Below are 17,391 nucleotides of genomic sequence, written 5' to 3'. Positions count from 1 at the left end.
CGTCCGGGTATATAAACCTCAGCACGGACTCGCGGCGGCTCAGACGAGCGTCCCCGCGGCGGCGAACGCGACGGCGAACGTCGCCGTCGCCGACACGAGCGCGCGACCGACGCGGGAGGCCACGAGGTGGCGGTCGAGGCCGTGTTCGACGCCGACCGAGAGCGTCGTCAGGATGACCGCCGAGAGGAGGACGTACGCGCCGACGGCGAGTCCGAGGTCGGCGGTCGAAAGCGGCGTCGCGACGGCGGTCTGGTCGAGCGTCTTCGCGGGGGCCATCCCGTCGGCGAGCGCGACGGTCGCGCCGGCGACGAGCGGCCCGAAGACGGCGGCCGTGTTCGACAGCGTCTCCGTGACCGAGGCGAGTTCGCGGCGGGCCTCGGCGTCGAGTCGGGCGAGCGCCGAGAGCTGGTCGGCCATCGAGACGATGGCGCGGCCGGCGGGGCGACCCTCGCTGGCGGCGAGGCCGAGGAGCGTCGCCACGCCCGCGACCCGGGGGCTCGGCGTCGATTCGAGGACGCCGTACTCGCCGCAGAACGACTCGACGACGCCCACGCGGAGGCGACGCTGGACGCCGACGGCTTCGTCGAGCAGGTCGCCGGTTTCGCCCGGGACCGAGGTCGCCGCGCGGGCGAGCGCGGATTCGACGGCTTCGCCCTCGCTGACGGCGCGGCCGACGAGGTAGAGCGCGTCCGAGAGGCCGTCTTCGACCGCGCGGACGCGGGCTCTGAGCGCTACGACCGGGCGGGCCGCGACGAACAGCGCGGTGCCGGTCCCGAGGCCGGCGGCGGCGAGCGGCGCGAGCCACGGTGCGACGAGCGTGTCGGCGGCGACGAACCCGACGAGGCCAGCGACCGCGCCACCGGCGACGCCGAGGAGTCGGTGGTCATCGACCGCGGGGTGGGACGCGTCGACCGAGAGCGGCGCGAACGCGACCGGCCGGCGGACGAGCACCCACCCGACGGCGGCGAGGAGGCACGCGGGAAGCGCCACGTCGTAGACGAAGGCGACGTGCGCCGCGGTGACGCCGACGCCGGCGACGCGGGCGGCGGGGAGCGCGCCGACCAGCGCGAGCGGGAGCAGGACGCCGAAGGCGTAGACCGCCGTCACCGGCCCGCGGACGGAGCCGACGAAGTCGGCGAGGCGGTCGCGGGTCCCCTCGCGGACGACCTCGTGGGCGCGGTCGAGCGCGCGGTCGCGCTCGCCGGCGGGAACGTCCGCGGCGGTCTGCAAGAGCGCGGTCGAGCGGTCGAGCGCCGGGAACCACGCGCGCCACGCGTCGGCGAACGCGGAGAGCCCCGCGGTCGGCGTTCCGCGGGCGCGGTCGGTGTGCGCTGCGAGCGAGGTCGAAAGCGGGTCGTCGCCGCCGCGCGCGGCGAACGCGCTGGCCCGCTCGACGGAGGGCTCGATGCGCATCCGAAGCGCGATGCGGCCGACGAGTTCCGGCGCGTTCCCGAGCGCCCGCGTCCGGCGGAGCGTCGCCAGCCAGACCGGAACCGTGTGAACCGCGTGGGTCGCGCCGAGCGCGGCCGCGAGCGCGACGAAGACGACCGTGACGGTCGGGAGTCGAGCGACGAGGGCGACGAGTCCGCCGAGCAGTCCGGCTGGGAGCGCCGCGCCGTAGCCCGCTGCGACGACCGTCTCGGGGTCGAAACCGGCGTCGAGAAACGCCAGCGACCGGCGAAGCTCGTCGCTCGGCTCGGCGTCGATGGAGTCGGGCGAGAGCCGTGCGAGTGTCGTCACGGCCGTGTGGACCGCCGGATTCGAGTCGGGGTCCGCGGGCGCATCCGTGTCCGGGTTCAGCATCCCGAACCACGCTCCGCGCGGGCCGCGGCGAGGTCGTCTGGAGCCGTCCGCTCCGTTTCGGCGAGCGAGGCGAGACGGGTGGCGCGGGCATCGAGCGCGTCGAGCGCGTCGGCGTACGACTCGCCGGGGCGGGCCAGGGATTCGACCGCGAGGCTGTCGCCGCGCGCGACCGCCCCCGTGGGTTCGAGGGTGCGACCGTCGTGTTCGAACAGCGTCTCGAACGCCGCGTCGTCGCCGACGGGACGGACCTCCTCGACCCGGGCGACGCGGTGTGCGTCAGCGTGTTCGCAGGTGATCACGAGGTCGGTGGCGGCGAACGACGACGCCGGGACGCCGAGGTCGGAGACGACGCGCTCGCGCACGTCGGCGGCTCCGTCGCCGTGGATGGTTCCGAGGACCGCGTTGGCGTTCGCGCCCACGCGCATCGCCTCGTAGAGGACGGCGGCCTCCTCGCCCCGGACTTCGCCGAGCGCGAGCGCGCCGTCGCCGAGTCGGAGCGCCACGTGGAGCGCCTCCTGCGGCGTCGGCTCCGGGCCGCCGGTCGTGTCGGTTCGGAGCGTCTGTACGTCGCGGTCGGCGTCCAACAGGCTCGACGCCGGCAGCTCCGGCGTGTCCTCGATGAGCACCGTGCGAACGTCGCGGGGGAGTTCCCACAGGAGCGAGCCGAGGAACGTCGTCTTGCCGGCCCCGCGGGAGCCGGCGACGAGGAGCGAGGCCCCGCGTTCGACCGCGAGCGAGCAGAGCGCCGCGGCGTCGGCCGACAGCGTCCCGTTGGCGACGAGCGCGGGGAGCGTCAGCGGCGTCTCATCGTGGCGGCGGAACGCGAATCCCAGTCCGTCGCTGGCGGGCGCGGTCACGCCCGCGACCCGGACGTTCGCGCCGCCGGCCTCGACGACGGTGTCGAGCGTTGGGTCGGCGCGAGAGAACGACGCGCCGCTCACGCGTCGCAGGCGGGAGGCGAGCGACTCCGCGCCGCCGGGCGCGAGGCGGACGTTCGTCGGCATCGAGACGCCGTCGGCGACGACGCGAATCGGGTTCTCGTCGGCGGGCGTCGAGACGTACACGTCCGAGACCGCGGGGTCCGAAAACAGGTCGTCGAGAACGCCGTTACCCGTGGTGTGCTTCGCCAAAATCGCCGCGAGCGTCTCGACCGGGGCGTCCGCGTCCGCGGCGAGTCGGACGGCGCGACCCGGCGCGCGGGGGCCGGCGTCGACGATGCCGCGGGCGAGTCGGTCGTGGGCGGCTTCGAGCGTCCGCGCGGCGCGCTGGTCGAGCGTCGATTCGGGCGGTGTGAGATGGTAGACGGGGCCGCGCGGGCACTCGTAGCGGCGGGCGACTGCGCCGGTGTCGAGGTCGGTGGCCTCGACGAGTCGCCCGTCGGCCGGTGGGCGAGGGTCGACGCGGGAGCGTGCGAGCGTCGGCCCGACCACCGCCCTGAGTGCGTCGCCGTAGTCGGCGCTTCGGGACGCGCCCTCCGCGAGCCCGGTTTCGACGGCGGCGCGGCGGACCGGCCCGGCGCGACCCGTCGCCTCGTGGGCGGCTCCGAGCGGGTCCTCGCGGGCGCGGTCTGCGAGGCGGTCGTCGCGGAAGCGGACGCGCTCTGCGAACCGGCCGGCGGCGACGAGCAAGCCGGTCGCGTCGGCGTCGTACCGGCGTTCGAGCCCGTCGGCGCGGACGACGAGTCGGTCGGCGTCGCGGGTTTCGAGCGCCTCGACGACCGCCGCGCGGCAGGGGGCCGAAGTCGAGAGCGACCCGCGGTGCGGGCAGTCGCCGGCGTCGACCGCGAGCGTCACGGTGTCGTCGTCGGGGCGGTCGGTGGGCGTCGAGAAGGAGGGTTCACAGCCGCAGTCGCCGGCGGAGTCACGGGAGTCGCGCTGGCTGCCAGTCGCGTCGGCGAGCCGGTCGCCGAGCGCGTCCGGGAGCGCCGCGGCGACGGTTTCGGAGAGGGAGTCGATGGAAGGTGAGCCGAGGGGCATACGGGGTCGTGGTCCCGTCCGGGTATTTGAACCTACGCCGCCGACTGGTTGGCCGTCGCGGGGGCGACGACGACGACAGAACCGCCCGTATCGGCTTCGAGCGTCAGTCTGAGTCGATGCTCGCCCGGTCCGAGGACGAGTCGGTCGCCGACGACGCGAGTTCGCGGACCGCCGACGCGACGGACGACGGTCGAGCCGGTGGTGACACTCGCCGACAGTTCGACGCCGTCGCCGCCGCGAACCGTGAGGTTGGAGACACCGGCGGCCCGCCACGACCCGGACGGAACGTCGAGGACGACGTGCCGCTGCGCGCCCGCGACGCCGGCCGGCGTCGGGTCTTCCGCGGCCGAAAGCGTCGTGGCGGCGTGCGCGATATCGTCGGCCAGCGAGCCGATTTTGACCGTGGTCGCGTCCGCTCTCGCCGCGTCGGCCGCCGGGAAAACGACGCCCGCGATGGCGACCGCGAGCAGACACGTCAGAACGACGCGAATCACAGCGCATCGCGGAGGCGGGCGGCCAGTCCACGGTCGGCGGAGTCGCCGCGGGAATCGGTGGGTGCGCCGGAATCGGGAGCGGCGCGAGACTCGGGTGAGGGGGCGGCGGTTCCGGTGCCGATACCGGTCTCCGCGGCGCGCTGGGAGCCACTACCGTCACCACCGTCGGTAGTCCGTCCGGCGTGCGACGCCGCTTCCGAGGCGAGCGCGTCGGTCGACCGCGAGGGCGCGGGCGACGCCGTCTCGTCGACGAGTTCCGATTCGAGCGACTCGGCCTTGGCGAGCGCGGCGTTCGCCCGGCGTTCGATGTCCTCGTTGACCGCGCGGACGCCGCCGAGGTAGCCGCGCATCGCCTGCGTCGCGGCGTCCATCTCGTCGAGGCGGTCGGTGAGCGACTCGACCGCCGATTCGAGTTCGGTGACCCGGCGTTCGATGGCCGCGAGGTCTTCGAGCGACGAGAAGTCGGCGTCGCCGTCGGTGATGGTGCGCTCGACCGCGTCGAGTCGCGCGGCGAGGTCGGCGGTACGGTCGGCCGTACGGTCCGCCGCGGGTGGGGCGCTGGTAGCGGGCGAACCGAGTTCGGCGTCGACAGCGGCGTCGCGGCGAGTTGGGTCGGTCGTCATAGACCGGCGTGGTCCCGCCATCCGACATAAAGCTCCGGGTCAGCGCCCGAGTCGAACAGCCAGATGAGATAACAGTCCCCATGTGAGGAATGTTCAAGGCGGTCGCCGGAGTGAATCATGTATGAAAACCGTCCTGATTGGTGTGGGGCAGGCGGGTGGGAAGCTCGCGTCGGCGCTCCAGTCGTTCGACCGGCAGATGGGCTTCGGCGCGGTGCTCGACGCGGTCGCGGTGAACACCGCGAAAGCGGACCTCCAGTCGCTTGCCGTCGAAACCGTGCTCATCGGCCAAGACCGCGTCAACGGCCACGGTGTCGGCGGCGACAACGAACTCGGAGCCGCGGTCATGGAGTCGGACCAGACCGAGGTCATGTCCGCCCTCGACGGCCGCGTGACGGCCGAGGCGGAGTCGATTTTCGTCGTCGCCGGCCTCGGCGGCGGCTCCGGGTCCGGCGGCGCGCCCGTCCTCGCGAAGGCGCTCGCCGGCGTCTACGACGTGCCGGTGTACGTCCTCGGCATCCTGCCCGGGGCGGACGAAGGGGCACTGTATCAGGTGAACGCCGGCCGGTCGCTCAAGACCGTCGCCCGCGAGGCCGACGCCGTCCTCCTCGTTGACAACGACGCGTTCCGCTCGGCCGGCGAATCGATGAGCGAGGGCTACGACGCCATCAACGAGGCCATCGCTCGCCGCGTCGGACTGCTCCTCGCGGCCGGCGAAGCCACCGAGGGCGTCGGCGAGAGCGTCGTCGACACCTCCGAGGTCATCAACACCCTCCGTTCGGGTGGTATCGCCGCGCTCGGCTACGCGAGCGCTGAGGCCTCCCCGAACGCCGAGGACAACATCAACGCGGTCATGAGCACGACCCGCCGGGCCGTCCTGACGGGGACGAGCCTGCCCGACGCGAGCGACGCGGACGCCGCGCTGGTCGTCATCGCCGGCGAGCCCGACACTATCCCGCGGAAGGGCGTCGAGCGAGCGCGTCGCTGGGTCGAAGACGAGACCGGCAGTATGCAGGTCCGCGGCGGCGACTTCCCGCTGGAAAGCGGCCGACTCGCGTCGCTCGTCCTCCTCGGCGGCGTCGAGCGCTCCGAGCGGGTCGAGTCGTTCATGGAGCGCGCCCGCGAGGCCATCGACAAGGCGGAGACCGAACCCCGAGAAGACCCCAAAGAGATGTGGCACAGCGACGACCTCGACGACCTGCTGTGACAACCGACACCTGTCGTTGGCAGCACGAACGACCAACAAACGAGTCGTTTTAAAGACGATTGTCCATCGATTCCGCGACGACTGCCCAGTCTGCGAATGCTTTTTCCGTCTCCCTTCCCATCCATGGTGTGTGTTAACAATATATTCTCTCGGGGGACGCGAAACGATGCATGTGAGAACTAACTCGGCACAACGCCGGAGTCGCCATGTCTGAGTCGGCCTCGGACCCACTCCGGCGAAGTATCGAAGTCGAGTACTGGGTCGTCGAGGAGGACGGGTCGTTCACCGACCCGGGTGGGCTCGTCGACGCCTCACCGGGGGCCGAACGGGAGTTCGTCGAGCCGGTGTTGGAGGTGAAGACGACGCCGTGCGATTCGGCGGCCGAGCTGCGCCAAGAGCTGTACGAACGGCTCGGTGACGTTCTCTCGCGGGCCGAGGAAGTCGGCAAGCGACTCGTCCCGCTCGCCACGCCGGTCAGCGACGAGACGGTGACGGAACTGGAGAGCGACCGGACGCGCATCCAGAACCGCGTCGTCGGGTCGGACTTCCAGTACGCGCGACACTGCGTGGGGACGCACGTCCACGTCGAACAGCGGCCCGGCCGCGAAATCGACCAGTACAACGCGCTCGTGGCGCTGGACCCCGCGCTGGCGCTGGTGAACTCCTCGCCGTACTACGACGGGCGGCGGTTGGCGGCGGGCGCGCGGTCGGAATTGTACCGCCGGATGACCTACGACGACGTGCCGCATCAGGGTCGGCTGTGGCGCTACGCCGACGACACGCGGGAGTGGTCGCGTCGCCTCGAACGCCGGTTCGAGGAGTTCCTCGTGCGCGCCGAGGAGGAGGGCGTCGACCGGACGACCATCGAGGCGAACTTCGACCCCGAGAGCGCGATTTGGACGCCGGTGCAACTCAGGGCCGAGTTCGGCACGGTCGAGTGGCGCTCGCCGGACTGTTCGCTCCCGAGCGACGTGCTCAGGCTGGCGAACAGCGTGGCCGACGCGGTACACCGTCTCGACGACGCGACGCTCAGAATCGAGGGCGAGACGGGGCGCGTGACGGACGACCGGGTCGTGCTCCCCGAGTTCGACGCGGTGCTCCGGTACGTCAACGCCGCCATCGAGGACGGCCTCGGCTCGGAGGCGGTGCGGTCGTATCTCGACCGGATGGGGTTCGACGTGGATGCGTACAACCCGGTGTCGCACGAAATCGACGGCCGCGAGACGGTCACGGCCGCGGAGGCGCGGGAGCTGCGACTGACCCACGCGGACCGGCTCGAACGGGACGTTCGGAACGCGGTCCGGCAACGAAAGTGAGAAACCGCCGACCGCTTACTGCTGGATGAGGCTCGCGCCGTCGAGTTCGGTGCGGCTGTACTCGACGTCCATGAGGTCGAGGATGGTCGGCGCGATGTCGTAGAGGTCGGCGTCCTCGATGACTGCGCCGGGGTCGTCGACGTACAGCGTCGCGTTGTCGAACGAGTGCATCCCGTTACGGGGGCCGACGCCGAACACGTCGTCGTGGCCCTTGAAGCCGGACTTCAGGTCGAAGCCGTGGTTCGGGATGACGACGAGGTCGGGCGCGATGTCGTCGTGGTCGCCGCGGAAGGCGTCTTCCTTGACGACGACGCGGTCTGCGACCTTGTTGCCGTCGGGACCTTCGAGCGCTTCGAGTTCCGCCTTGAGTTCGTCGCGGACCGCCTCGTACTCGGACTGCGGGACCGACCCGCGTGGCTCGCGGCCTTCGAGATTGACGAAAAAGCGGCCGGGGATGAGCGAGTACGCCTTCGAGTCCTCGTCGATGTCCGACAGCGCGTCGTGGTCGTCGTCCTCGTAGGAGAGCCAGCCGTTCTCTTCGAGCCACGTGTTGCAGTGGACCTCGTAGTCGAGCGAGGTGAAGCCGTGGTCGGACGCGACGACGAGCGTCACGTCCTCGGGGAGGGCGTCGCGGATGCGGCCGAGGTAGTCGTCGACGGTGCGGTAGAACTCCATGAAGGCGTCTTTGTTCTTCCCGTCGCGCTCGTAGTCCTTGAACAGGAAGTGGTTGACGCGGTCGGTCGTCATGAAGACGCCGAAAAAGAGGTCCCAGTCGTCCTGGTCGATGTAGCGCTCGAACGCCTCGTAGCGCCGGTCGAGCGTCTTGCGGGCGTCCTCCATGAACGCGGTCTTGTCCTCGTCGTGACCGAGCTTCGCGTTCACGTCGATTTTGTAGTTCATCTCGGAGAGCGTATCGCGGAAGTCGTCGGGGTAGGCGGCCTTGTCGACGCCGGGCGAGAGGAAGCCCGAGACCATGCGCTGGACGTTGCGCTGGGGGGGGAACGTCACGGGGACGTTCATCACGGTGGCCTTGCGGCCGGCGTCGGTGACGCGGTCCCAGACGCGGGTGGCCTGCACGTCGCGACCCATCGGGACGTACGTGTCGTAGGAGCCGACCTCGCGGTCCTGGAAGCCGTAGACGCCGGTCTCGCCGGGATTGACGCCGGTCGTGAGCGCCGGCCAACACGCCGAGGACTCCGGCGGGACGATGCTGTCGATGTCGCCCGCAGAGCCCTCGTCGGCCAGCGCCGCGAAGTTGGGGAACTCGTCGGGATGCTCAGAGAGGAGAGTGAACGGGACCCCGTCGATGCCGATGAAGGCGACGCGGGGGTGGTCTTTGCCGCGGAGACGGTCGAACAAACCCATACCTCACGGTATCCGAGACGAACCATAAGAAGGTTCGTCTCTCCGCCGGGGCTTGCGACGAGAGGCGACGGATACGGGGTCGCTGTCGGAGAAAGCGGCGAATCTCTCCGGGCGACCTCGGGGCACTGGCCCGTCGGGGACCTGTCAACGTCGAATCAGGCCCGCAGGAACGACGACATCGGACGCGTGGCCCATTCGAGGCACACACCGAACCGGGCGAAGGAGCGAAGTGCCGCGCGGGACAACGACAGGACGTGAAGGAGTTCGAGCGTAAACAGCTCTTGGAGCGCGTCAATCGGGAGGGTGCGACCGTCGGCACGCAGATTCCCGACCGCATCGAGGTCCAAGGCGAGGAGATAGACCTCAGGCAGTTCGTCTTCGAAATCAAGCGTCGCGACACCATCCCGTCGGGGGAGAAAGAGCGCGTCGACCGGGCGAAGCGGAACCTCCGCCGCGAGCGCCTCGAACGGCTCCAGCGAATCGAGGACAACGAGGTGAGCTACGACGAGGGGCGGCGACTGGCCGAGGATATCGTCGGCATCGACCGGGCGCTGAACGCCCTCGAACAGCTTCGGCCGGTCGACCTCGAACAGGAGGAACACCGCCAGAACGCCGCGGACCAGAAGCGCTGGATGAGCTTCCTGAAGAAGGCGCTGGGCCGCGACGGCGGCAAGGGCAAGCGGGGCGGCCGATGAGCCGAAACGACGAGATAGCGACCCTGCTGGAGGAGTTCGCCGACCTGTTGGAGGCGAAGGACGTGGCTTACAAGCCGTCGAGCTACCGCCGCGCCGCCGAGAACGTCCGCGAGCACCCGACGCCCGTCGAGGAACTCGCCGCGGAGGGCGAAGGCGCGGTGCAGGAAATCGACCGCGTCGGCGACGCCATCGCCGCGAAAATCGTCGAGTACGTCGAAACGGGACGCATCGAGGAGTTGGAGGACCTCCGCGAGGACCTCCCGGTCGATATGGCCGGCCTGACGAGCGTCGAGGGCGTCGGCCCGAAGACGGTCGGAAAACTGTACGAGGCGCTCGGCGTGTCCGACCTCGACGACCTCGAAGCGGCCGCTCGCGACGGGGAGATACAGGCGGTCAAGGGGTTCGGCGCGAAGACGGAGGCGAACATCCTCGACGGCATCGAGTTCGCCCGCGAGGCGACCGGCCGCGAACTGCTCGGGAGGGCGCGGCCCGTCGCCGACGACCTGCTGGCGTACCTCGGTGACTACGACGCCGTCGGGCGGGTCGAACCCGCGGGGTCGATGCGGCGGTGGCGCGAGACGGTGGGCGACATCGACGTGCTCGCCGAGAGCGCCGACGCCGAAGCCGTCATCGACCGCTTCCTCGCGTGGGACCTCGTCGGCGACACCATCGAGGCGGGCGAGCAGAAGGCGAGCGTCCGGGTGAACGGGATGCGGGTCGACCTCCGCGTCGTCGAGCCCTCGGAGTACGGCGCGGCGCTCCAGTATTTCACCGGGAGCAAGGACCACAACGTCCACCTCCGCAACATCGCCATCGACCGCGGCCTCAAGATGAACGAGTACGGGATGTTCGACATCTCGGACGTGGACGACCCCGACGACGGCCCGCGGGCCGGCACGCGCGTCGCCGGCGACACCGAGGCGTCGATGTACGCCGCGCTCGACCTCCCGCTCGTCCCGCCGGAGCTACGCGAGGACACCGGCGAAATCGAGCGCGCCGCCGACGGCGACCTGCCGGACCTCCTCGCGGAGGGCGACCTCCGCGGCGACCTCCACACCCACACCGACTGGTCCGACGGCGACAACAGCATCGCTGAGATGGTCGCGGCCGCGGCGGAACGCGGCTACGACTACCACGCCGTCACCGACCACGCCACCGGCCCCGGCATGGTCGGCGGCGTCGGCGTCGCGGACGACGACCTGCTCGACCAGATTGCCGAGGTCCGCGCCGTCGCCGACGACGCCGACATCGCGGTGTTCACCGGCGTCGAGGCCAACATCGACGCCGAGGGCGGCATCTCCGTCGCCGACGACGTGCTCGACCAACTCGACGTGGTCGTCGCCTCGCCCCACAGCGCGCTCGACCAGGACCGCGAGACGGCCACCGAGCGACTCGTCACCGCGATGGAACACCCCGCGGTGAACGTCCTCGGCCACCCGACCGGCCGACTCATCAACCAACGCCCCGGCCTGCCCCTCGACTACGAGCGACTCGCGGAGGCCGCCGTCGAACACGGCGTCGCGCTCGAACTCAACGCCAGCCCCTATCGCCTCGACCTGAACGGCGAGGCGCTCAAAATCGCCGTCGAGGCGGGCGCGACCGTCGCCATCGACACCGACGCCCACCGACCGGGTGAACTCGACCACGCCCGCTACGGGGTCCACACGGCCCGTCGCGGCTGGGTCGAGACCGCTGACGTGCTGAACGCGCGGTCGGTCGAGGAACTGTCCGACTTCCTCGCGTGACCGACGACGTTGGAGCCGGCCACCCCGGCACGGTCGCCTCGGGCGTCGAGCGAGCCGCGCCCGGCGACACGGCGCTCCTTCTGGACGTGATGCTCGGCAAACTCGCCACGTACCTGCGGATGTGCGGCTACGACGCCGAATACGCGCTCGACGGCGGGGACGAAACAGAAGACGGAGCGGACGGAGCGCGCGACGGCCGAACCGACCCCGGCGACGACGAACTACTCGCGCGGGCGGACGCCGAGGGGCGCGTCCTCCTCACCCGCGACGTGCGACTGGCCGAGCGAGCCCCGCGGAGCGTCCTCCTCGCCGGACGGGAGCCAGTCGCGCAACTCCGCGAACTCGAAGCGGTCGGCTTCGCGGTCTCGCTGGACGAGGAGCCGTCGCGGTGTGGCGTCTGTAACGGCCCCGTCGAGGCGGTCGGCCGCGACGAGCGAGTTCCCGACTACGCGCCCGACCCGGCGGAGACGGCGCTGTGGCGGTGTCGCGACTGCGGGCAGGTGTTCTGGCGCGGGAGCCACTGGCGCGACGTGGAAACGAGGCTAGACGGCGGAGAACAGTAGGCGGAAACGGTCGGCCGGGTCGGTCGGGTCAGACGGGTCGTCGACAGACTACTCGCGGCGGCGCGGGAACCACTCGTCGCAGGCTTCCATGTCCTGCATCATCTCGTCGTGGGCCGCGCAGTAGGGCTTGAGCCCGTCGGAGGTGCGGACGTACTCGAAGTACGTGCAGTTGCCGCAGTAGCGGTCGCCGACGGTGGCGTTCGCCGGGCGGTCGGCGTCGGGGTGGTCGGCCGCGCCGGCCGGCGAGCGCGCGGACTCGTTGGACTGGACGGTGTCGACGCCGGAGCGGTTCGTCGCCGCGCCCGCCGAACCCGCCGACTGAGTCGCGTCCGCCCCGTCGGACGAGGGCGACGCCGAGGGCTCGACGTCGAGCGGGGTGATGTCCTGCGTCGACGCGCCGCCGTCGGTCGCGCCGGCGCTCGCGGTCGAGGTCGACTGGTTCGTCTGCGTCTGGACGTCGCCGTCGGGCGTGCCGCCGAGGAAGCCGATGCCGCCGAGTCCACCATCGCCGGAGTTCTCGACTTCGACGACGCGGGTCTCGCCCTTCTTCGTCACTTGCACCGTGGCCGTGCCGCCCGGGTCGTTCCGCGTCTTGAAGTTGGCGACGCCGACGAACAGACACCAGAACGTCGTGACCGTGCCGAAGAAGTAGACGGCGACGGTTTCGAGCGTGAGGTCGGGAAGGCCGGCCCCGCAGGTCGCGCCGGTCCACTGGCAGGGGTACGCGTGCGAGAAGAGCGCGACGCCGAGGACGGCGATACTCGCGCCGATGAGCGACGCGGCGCGGGTTCGACGGCTCGCGGGGAGGACCGCGAGGACGCCGAGGAAGACGGCGGGAACGCCGATGCCTCCGAGGATGCCCCCGAGTTCGCGCGCTTCGCCGAGGGTCGCCCCGCCGGACGTGTACACGTCGGTGGTCGCGACGACGATGCCCGCGACGACGAGCAGCACGCCGAGGAGGAACCCCCCGAATCCCAGGGACAGCCGTCGGAGACTCGGCCCGCCCCGGCCACCGTGGTACGCCTCCGAAAGACTGGTCATGGCCCCGACTACGAAACCAGCCCCTAAAACGATGCGTCAGACGATTGTCTGCTTCTCGACACGTCGCGGGCTATCGATATCGGCGCGTCGTCCCGTCGGCGCGCCGGCGGTGCGTCGCGGTCGCATGCGAATCTCGAAGGGATTATCATGCGCGGTGGCTAACCCTCGCGCATGGCTGACGAGGAAGCAGACGAGGAACCCGCCGTCGAACTCGGTACGGGCGCGTCCGTCGAAGGTGCGCCGCTCGCGCGCGTCGCCTCCCGACTGACGTGGCCCCAAGAAAAGAGCAGCATCCTGAACAAAGAAGGCGACGCGGTCATCCGCACGCCCGACGGCCCCCAGAGCCTCGAAGACGTGCTCGCCGAGGCCGACGAGACCTACTTCGAAACCCGGCAGGCCTTCCTCGACGACGTGTTCGACATCGTCGGCCGCGACCCGGTCCAGACGGAATAGCGGTGTTACGCCGCCGGCTCGCCCGCCTCCCGTGGCTCTCCCGCGCCCTCCTCGTCGGGGGCGTCGTCGGGGCCGCGTGGAGCCTCTGGCCGCTTCCCGCCGGCGACCTCACCTACCGCGCGGTCCACGACGCCCTCCTGTTCATCCTCGTACCCGGAGCGCTCGCGCTCGCCCACGGCCGCAACCTCGGCTGGAACGTCGACCGCGCGGCGCTCCGAAACACGCTTTTGCTCGCGCTGTTCGTCCTCCCCTTCTACCTCGTCGGGTCGAGCCTCCCGTCGATTCGGGCGTACTACCCGATGTGGCACACCTCGACCGCGCTCGCTGACTTCCTCCCGCACGCCGCCCAGCAACTGCTCGTCGTCGTCGCCGCCGAGACGTACTACCGCGGCCTGCTCTGCGTCGGCGTCCGAGAAATCGGTCGGAAGAGCGCCCTCATCAGTCCGATTCTCTACGCGTTTCACCACGTCGGCAAGCCCCCGATAGAGATTCTCCTGTCGGCTCCGACGGACGTGCTGTTCGGCCTCGTCGACTACGAGAGCGACTCGATTCTCCCTTCCATCGTCGCCCACGGCGGCGGCCTCATCCTCTTGGACTGGCTCGTGCTTCACCCGCCGCTGTTCCCGCCCGAGCGAGTCGCCACGGCGCTCCAGTGGCTCCCGATTCCGCTATGAGCGACGATAGCGACGCGGTCGAGGGGGAGAGAGACGGCGAGTCGTATCCGTCGCTCGGTCTCGCCCGCAGCACCGTCGAGGTCGTCGCGCACGACCCGCGCTGGCGCGAAGCGTACGAGCGCGAGGTCGAGCGCCTGCGGCCGCGACTCGACAGCAACGACGCCGGAAATGGTGGTAGCGACGCCGACGGCGTCCGGTTCGAACACGTCGGAAGCACCGCTGTTCCGGGACTGGCCGCCAAAACCATCGTCGACCTGCTCGTCCTCGTCTCCGACCGCGACGACGCAGCGGGCGTCGCGCGGGCGCTCGAAGCCGCAGGCTACGAGGAGCGCCCCGACGACGACGTGTCCGACCGACGGTTTTTCGTCCGCGGCCCGCCCGAGCGCCGGACGCACTACCTCTCTCTGACCGAAGTCGGGAGCGACTGCCACCGCGAGCAGGTCGCTTTCCGCGACGCCCTCCGCGCGGACGACGACCTCGCGGCCGAGTACGAGCGACACAAATGCAGGCTCGCCGAGGCGCACCCGGACGAGCGAAGCCGATACACGAACACGAAGGCGTCGTTCGTCGAATCCGTGCTCGACGACGCCGCGTCGTTGGAAGACGACGACCCGCTCGTGTAGGCTAAGCACACTACCATAGCTTTTCCCCGCCGGGGCGTCAACGGGGAGTCATGGCACTCCCAATCGACCCCAGCGCCATCAAACCGGAAGACATCGGCGAGGAACGCGTCGTCCTCGAGATGGAACACGAGGCGGCAATCGAGCGCGTCCGCGAGGCGTTCACCGACGCCGGGTTCGGTGTCGCCACCGAATTTTCGCCCTCCGAGATGCTCAACGAGAAGGTCAACGCCGGCCGCGACCCCTACTACGTCCTCGGCGCGTGTAACCCGAACATGGCGGACCGCGCGCTCGACGCCACTGACAAGAAGATGGGTGGGCTGTTCCCGTGCAACGTGGTCATCTGGGAGGAAAAGCCGGGCAAGCAGGTCGTCTACCACCTGAGCATCATGCGCGTCGCCCGACTCATCGGCATCGCACCCGACGACGACGAGATGGCCGATATCATCGCGGACACGGGCGAACTCGTCGAACAGGCGCTCGCCAACCTCGACGCGGCCGACGCGTAGGCGAGACACCGAGCGCCCTCGGGTGGCTCGACTTACAATCCGTCTCGCGCGTCGAGCGCGTCCGCGATGCGCTTCACGTCGCCGCGAATCTTGTACAGCAGATAGAGCGCGACGAGCGCCGCGACCACGGGGAGGAGCGCGAAAATGCCGTAGATGAGGAAGATGATGAGCAGTTCGGGACCGCCGGGTACCTGGAGGGGGACCATGGACGAAAAAAGTGGATTTTGTGACAAAAATGTTCGGCAGTCGTCGGACCGAGGTGGGCGAACTACGTCCGCCGAAGCACGACTAAGGCCGTCGCGAGAATCGCGACCACCGCACCGACCGCACCGAAACCGGGGACGTTCGAGAAGGTCGGTATCTCACTGCGGGCGTAGATGCGGTTGTCGTTGAACGCTTCGGACCCGCTCTCGTGCCATTCGGCGGTGTTACCGTCGACCACGTCGGCGTTCGAGTCCGTGATTTCGCCGGGCATCGTCAGGTAATAGTCGACGGACATCCCGCCGGTGAACGACCCCGAAAACTCGGTTCCGTCTCTCGCGGCCGCCTCCTCGTCAACGAAGTTCACGTCCTCGTACACGAGTTCTCCGTCCTCCGTGGTGACGCTAATCCCGTCGTCGGCGGTCGGAACAAAGTCCGTCCGCGAGAGTGTCATCGTCACCGTGTCGCCGTTGTACTCTTCGGAGTAGGATATCTGCTCCCGCTCGGATTCGTTGAACTCGCTCAGGACGGAGTCTTCGACGCTGTCGTAACCGTCCTCCTCGGCCGCCTCTTCAAGGTAGCCGTAGGCCGTGCGAGACATGTTGACTTGGTACGTCTGTTCGGCGATGCTGCCGTCGGCGTTGACCGTCGAGTGAACCGTCACATGAGCGCACCCGGCGAGAACCAAAAGGAGCGCGAGACCCGCAACTGCCGCCGCTTTTCGTTGGACCATCCAGTAAACAAACTAACCCACAGTTCTAATAGTTATCTTTCCCGAAATCCTCGAAAGATACACTTATCCGAAATCGAAGATGTCCGTCTGGAGGCCGGCGGCCATCGTGGATTTCCGCCGGAGGGCCGCGAGCGAGACGGGGAGGTACTCCGTCACGTCGCGGACGGCATCACCGAACGTCTCGGCTTGGGCCATCTCGCCCTCGAAGGCGTGGCGGATGGACTCGCGAATCTGCCAGACGCCGACCGGGCCCCAGTAGTCGTCGGAGACGTGTCTGATGACGAGCGCCTTCGCCTGTCGGCCGCGCTCTTTGAGGTGTTCGAGGACGCCGAGGCGGGAGGCGTGGTACGCGCCGGCCGTCTCGTTCACGTAGCCGGTCCGGCCCTCGTAGCCCTCGCGGTCGGCCGCGAGGTACATCCCCGCCTCGGGGTCGGGGTTCCAGACGCTCCCCGGCGCTTTCAGCTCGATGAGTTCGAACTCCCAGCGCCCCGGCGCGAGGATGACCCAGAAGGCGTTGCCGATGAACTCGTTGCGGTAGATTTCGACGCCGTCGACGCTCTCTGCGTGTTTGACCTGTCCGCGGAGGTACTGGCCGAGCGTGTCGTCGACGGCGGTGATAGACCACCGTGTCGGGACGAGCCGGCGCTGTTCGGTCTGGCCGAGCGCGCCCGCAGAAAGGATGGTGTTGATGTCGTACACGTCGAAGCCGCGGCGGTAGAGGTACGTCATCGCACCCTCGGCGTTCCAGTCGTCGTCTTCGAGCGTCTTCTGTACCAGTTTGGGGACGTGCGGGTTCTCCGCGAGGTCGGCCGAGCGGGCGCGGGCGCGCGGGCCGACGGGGGTCGCCACGTCGTCGGCGCTGGCGTCGAGGTCGAGCGACGGCTTCCCGTCGAGGCCGATTTCGACCGTCACGGGGCGGTCAGCGATGGCGACCTCGCGTTGCGTTCCGAGGAAGCCGTCCCACGAGTCGGCGACGTTCGTCACCTTCGTCCCGCGATTTGAGTTCAGAAGCGAGGTGCGCCGCTGGAACACGTCGTCGATGCTCACGCCCTCGTCGTACCACGCGGCGCTCGTCTCGAACGAGGCGGCGTCCTCGTCGTGGCCGACCGGCGAGAGGATACCCGTCGAGACGTTCGGATAGTTCGACCGTCCGACGAAAATCGACGGGGAGACGCCGCCGTACAGCGAGTCTCCCTGCACCGTCTCCTCGAACCGGTCTTGGAACGTTTCGAGGTGGTCGAGGATGCCGTAGGACTTCTCCTCGGCGAGTCGCCGCCGCTCGGCGCGCTCGTCCCGCTCGATGTCCATGTACTCGTCGAGCCGCATTCACCGGACGTGGGTCGCCCGCGGATATGAACCTTCGGCGACGGGTCCGG

The 17,391-nt window shown here is 69.8% G+C and carries 18 protein-coding genes; 9 read left to right on the top strand and 9 right to left on the bottom strand.

Annotated features, from left to right (window positions below):
* Positions 1-39 precede the first annotated feature (39 nt).
* From ACSR87_RS11365 to ACSR87_RS11350, 4 genes are read right to left on the bottom strand one after another with little or no spacing between them, the layout of a single operon-like run.
* Positions 40-1,803: a pilus assembly protein gene (locus ACSR87_RS11365; protein WP_498530542.1), complete on the bottom strand. Its 1,764-nt coding sequence runs from the start codon at positions 1,801-1,803 to the stop codon at positions 40-42.
* Entirely contained in the window at positions 1,797-3,779 is a 1,983-nt protein-coding gene (locus ACSR87_RS11360; protein ID WP_498530541.1) for an ATPase, T2SS/T4P/T4SS family, read from the bottom strand. Before ACSR87_RS11360 ends, ACSR87_RS11365 begins: the two co-directional genes overlap by 7 nt.
* Positions 3,780-3,811: 32 nt before the next feature.
* Positions 3,812-4,273, bottom strand: a complete 462-nt coding sequence (locus tag ACSR87_RS11355) for a DUF7311 family protein (protein ID WP_498530540.1) — start codon at positions 4,271-4,273, stop codon at positions 3,812-3,814.
* Complete coding sequence (locus ACSR87_RS11350; protein WP_498530539.1) at positions 4,270-4,896, bottom strand: DUF7310 family coiled-coil domain-containing protein; 627 nt, start codon at positions 4,894-4,896, stop codon at positions 4,270-4,272. The genes ACSR87_RS11355 and ACSR87_RS11350 overlap by 4 nt, the downstream gene beginning before the upstream one ends.
* Before the next feature lie 121 nt (positions 4,897-5,017).
* Here ACSR87_RS11350 and cetZ2 point away from each other — a divergent pair, with 121 nt between their 5' ends.
* Both cetZ2 and ACSR87_RS11340 read left to right on the top strand, forming a co-directional pair.
* On the top strand, positions 5,018-6,100 hold the full coding sequence (gene cetZ2 / locus ACSR87_RS11345) for a tubulin-like protein CetZ2 (protein WP_498530538.1): 1,083 nt from the start codon (positions 5,018-5,020) through the stop codon (positions 6,098-6,100).
* A 206-nt stretch (positions 6,101-6,306) separates the two neighbouring features.
* The gene (locus ACSR87_RS11340) at positions 6,307-7,416 is read left to right on the top strand and encodes a glutamate-cysteine ligase family protein (RefSeq protein ID WP_498530537.1); all 1,110 of its coding nucleotides are present in this window, start codon (positions 6,307-6,309) and stop codon (positions 7,414-7,416) included.
* 15 nt (positions 7,417-7,431) lie between these two features.
* Here the strand turns inward: ACSR87_RS11340 and ACSR87_RS11335 are convergent, their stop codons facing one another.
* Positions 7,432-8,781, bottom strand: coding sequence for an alkaline phosphatase family protein (locus ACSR87_RS11335; protein WP_008577572.1), 1,350 nt, complete (start codon positions 8,779-8,781; stop codon positions 7,432-7,434).
* 254 nt (positions 8,782-9,035) lie between these two features.
* Between ACSR87_RS11335 and ACSR87_RS11330 the strand changes: the two genes are divergently transcribed.
* From ACSR87_RS11330 to ACSR87_RS11320, 3 genes are read left to right on the top strand one after another with little or no spacing between them, the layout of a single operon-like run.
* Positions 9,036-9,476, top strand: a complete 441-nt coding sequence (locus ACSR87_RS11330) for a DUF5788 family protein (protein ID WP_498530536.1) — start codon at positions 9,036-9,038, stop codon at positions 9,474-9,476.
* Entirely contained in the window at positions 9,473-11,221 is a 1,749-nt protein-coding gene (gene polX, locus ACSR87_RS11325; RefSeq protein WP_498530535.1) for a DNA polymerase/3'-5' exonuclease PolX, read from the top strand. Before ACSR87_RS11330 ends, polX begins: the two co-directional genes overlap by 4 nt.
* Entirely contained in the window at positions 11,218-11,784 is a 567-nt protein-coding gene (locus tag ACSR87_RS11320; RefSeq protein ID WP_498530534.1) for a Mut7-C RNAse domain-containing protein, read from the top strand. Before polX ends, ACSR87_RS11320 begins: the two co-directional genes overlap by 4 nt.
* A gap of 48 nt (positions 11,785-11,832) precedes the next feature.
* Here ACSR87_RS11320 and ACSR87_RS11315 read toward each other — a convergent pair whose 3' ends face one another.
* Complete coding sequence (locus tag ACSR87_RS11315; protein WP_498530533.1) at positions 11,833-12,825, bottom strand: cell division protein CdpA domain-containing protein; 993 nt, start codon at positions 12,823-12,825, stop codon at positions 11,833-11,835.
* Between the two features lie 171 nt (positions 12,826-12,996).
* Here ACSR87_RS11315 and ACSR87_RS11310 point away from each other — a divergent pair, with 171 nt between their 5' ends.
* From ACSR87_RS11310 to ACSR87_RS11295, 4 genes are read left to right on the top strand one after another with little or no spacing between them, the layout of a single operon-like run.
* Positions 12,997-13,278 carry a DUF5789 family protein gene (locus ACSR87_RS11310; protein ID WP_498530532.1) on the top strand — a complete coding sequence of 94 codons (282 nt, stop codon included), beginning with the start codon at positions 12,997-12,999 and terminating at the stop codon, positions 13,276-13,278.
* Positions 13,279-13,280: 2 nt separating this feature from the next.
* Positions 13,281-13,952, top strand: a complete 672-nt coding sequence (locus ACSR87_RS11305; RefSeq protein ID WP_498530531.1) for a CPBP family glutamic-type intramembrane protease — start codon at positions 13,281-13,283, stop codon at positions 13,950-13,952.
* Positions 13,949-14,575, top strand: coding sequence for a GrpB family protein (locus ACSR87_RS11300; protein WP_498530530.1), 627 nt, complete (start codon positions 13,949-13,951; stop codon positions 14,573-14,575). The genes ACSR87_RS11305 and ACSR87_RS11300 overlap by 4 nt, the downstream gene beginning before the upstream one ends.
* Positions 14,576-14,625: 50 nt before the next feature.
* The gene (locus ACSR87_RS11295) at positions 14,626-15,081 is read left to right on the top strand and encodes a DUF302 domain-containing protein (protein ID WP_498530529.1); all 456 of its coding nucleotides are present in this window, start codon (positions 14,626-14,628) and stop codon (positions 15,079-15,081) included.
* Positions 15,082-15,113: 32 nt separating this feature from the next.
* Here ACSR87_RS11295 and ACSR87_RS11290 read toward each other — a convergent pair whose 3' ends face one another.
* The 3 genes from ACSR87_RS11290 to nreA form a co-directional block, all read right to left on the bottom strand.
* Positions 15,114-15,287 carry a hypothetical protein gene (locus ACSR87_RS11290; RefSeq protein WP_498530528.1) on the bottom strand — a complete coding sequence of 58 codons (174 nt, stop codon included), beginning with the start codon at positions 15,285-15,287 and terminating at the stop codon, positions 15,114-15,116.
* Positions 15,288-15,349: 62 nt separating this feature from the next.
* Positions 15,350-16,015 (bottom strand): PGF-CTERM sorting domain-containing protein, encoded by a 666-nt coding sequence (locus tag ACSR87_RS11285; RefSeq protein ID WP_498530527.1) that lies wholly within the window; start codon positions 16,013-16,015, stop codon positions 15,350-15,352.
* Between the two features lie 63 nt (positions 16,016-16,078).
* Positions 16,079-17,341 carry a DNA repair protein NreA gene (nreA, locus tag ACSR87_RS11280; RefSeq protein WP_405309561.1) on the bottom strand — a complete coding sequence of 421 codons (1,263 nt, stop codon included), beginning with the start codon at positions 17,339-17,341 and terminating at the stop codon, positions 16,079-16,081.
* Positions 17,342-17,391: the final 50 nt, after the last annotated feature.

The sequence above is a fragment of the Haloferax sp. SDI50 genome, from assembly GCF_059802635.1.
The sequence above is the reverse complement of the archived record's forward strand: the minus strand, read 5'-3'. Positions and strand labels throughout refer to the sequence as shown.

What these genes read in the sequence shown, in the direction of transcription:
- ACSR87_RS11365 (WP_498530542.1), bottom strand. Translation starts at nt 1,803, where the DNA reads ATGCTGAACCCGGACACGGATGCGCCCGCGGACCCCGACTCGAATCCG.
- ACSR87_RS11295 (WP_498530529.1), top strand. Translation starts at nt 14,626, where the DNA reads ATGGCACTCCCAATCGACCCCAGCGCCATCAAACCGGAAGACATCGGC.
- cetZ2 (WP_498530538.1), top strand. Translation starts at nt 5,018, where the DNA reads ATGAAAACCGTCCTGATTGGTGTGGGGCAGGCGGGTGGGAAGCTCGCG.
- ACSR87_RS11350 (WP_498530539.1), bottom strand. Translation starts at nt 4,896, where the DNA reads ATGACGACCGACCCAACTCGCCGCGACGCCGCTGTCGACGCCGAACTC.
- ACSR87_RS11310 (WP_498530532.1), top strand. Translation starts at nt 12,997, where the DNA reads ATGGCTGACGAGGAAGCAGACGAGGAACCCGCCGTCGAACTCGGTACG.
- ACSR87_RS11360 (WP_498530541.1), bottom strand. Translation starts at nt 3,779, where the DNA reads ATGCCCCTCGGCTCACCTTCCATCGACTCCCTCTCCGAAACCGTCGCC.
- ACSR87_RS11335 (WP_008577572.1), bottom strand. Translation starts at nt 8,781, where the DNA reads ATGGGTTTGTTCGACCGTCTCCGCGGCAAAGACCACCCCCGCGTCGCC.
- nreA (WP_405309561.1), bottom strand. Translation starts at nt 17,341, where the DNA reads ATGCGGCTCGACGAGTACATGGACATCGAGCGGGACGAGCGCGCCGAG.
- polX (WP_498530535.1), top strand. Translation starts at nt 9,473, where the DNA reads ATGAGCCGAAACGACGAGATAGCGACCCTGCTGGAGGAGTTCGCCGAC.
- ACSR87_RS11340 (WP_498530537.1), top strand. Translation starts at nt 6,307, where the DNA reads ATGTCTGAGTCGGCCTCGGACCCACTCCGGCGAAGTATCGAAGTCGAG.
- ACSR87_RS11285 (WP_498530527.1), bottom strand. Translation starts at nt 16,015, where the DNA reads ATGGTCCAACGAAAAGCGGCGGCAGTTGCGGGTCTCGCGCTCCTTTTG.
- ACSR87_RS11300 (WP_498530530.1), top strand. Translation starts at nt 13,949, where the DNA reads ATGAGCGACGATAGCGACGCGGTCGAGGGGGAGAGAGACGGCGAGTCG.
- ACSR87_RS11315 (WP_498530533.1), bottom strand. Translation starts at nt 12,825, where the DNA reads ATGACCAGTCTTTCGGAGGCGTACCACGGTGGCCGGGGCGGGCCGAGT.
- ACSR87_RS11290 (WP_498530528.1), bottom strand. Translation starts at nt 15,287, where the DNA reads ATGGTCCCCCTCCAGGTACCCGGCGGTCCCGAACTGCTCATCATCTTC.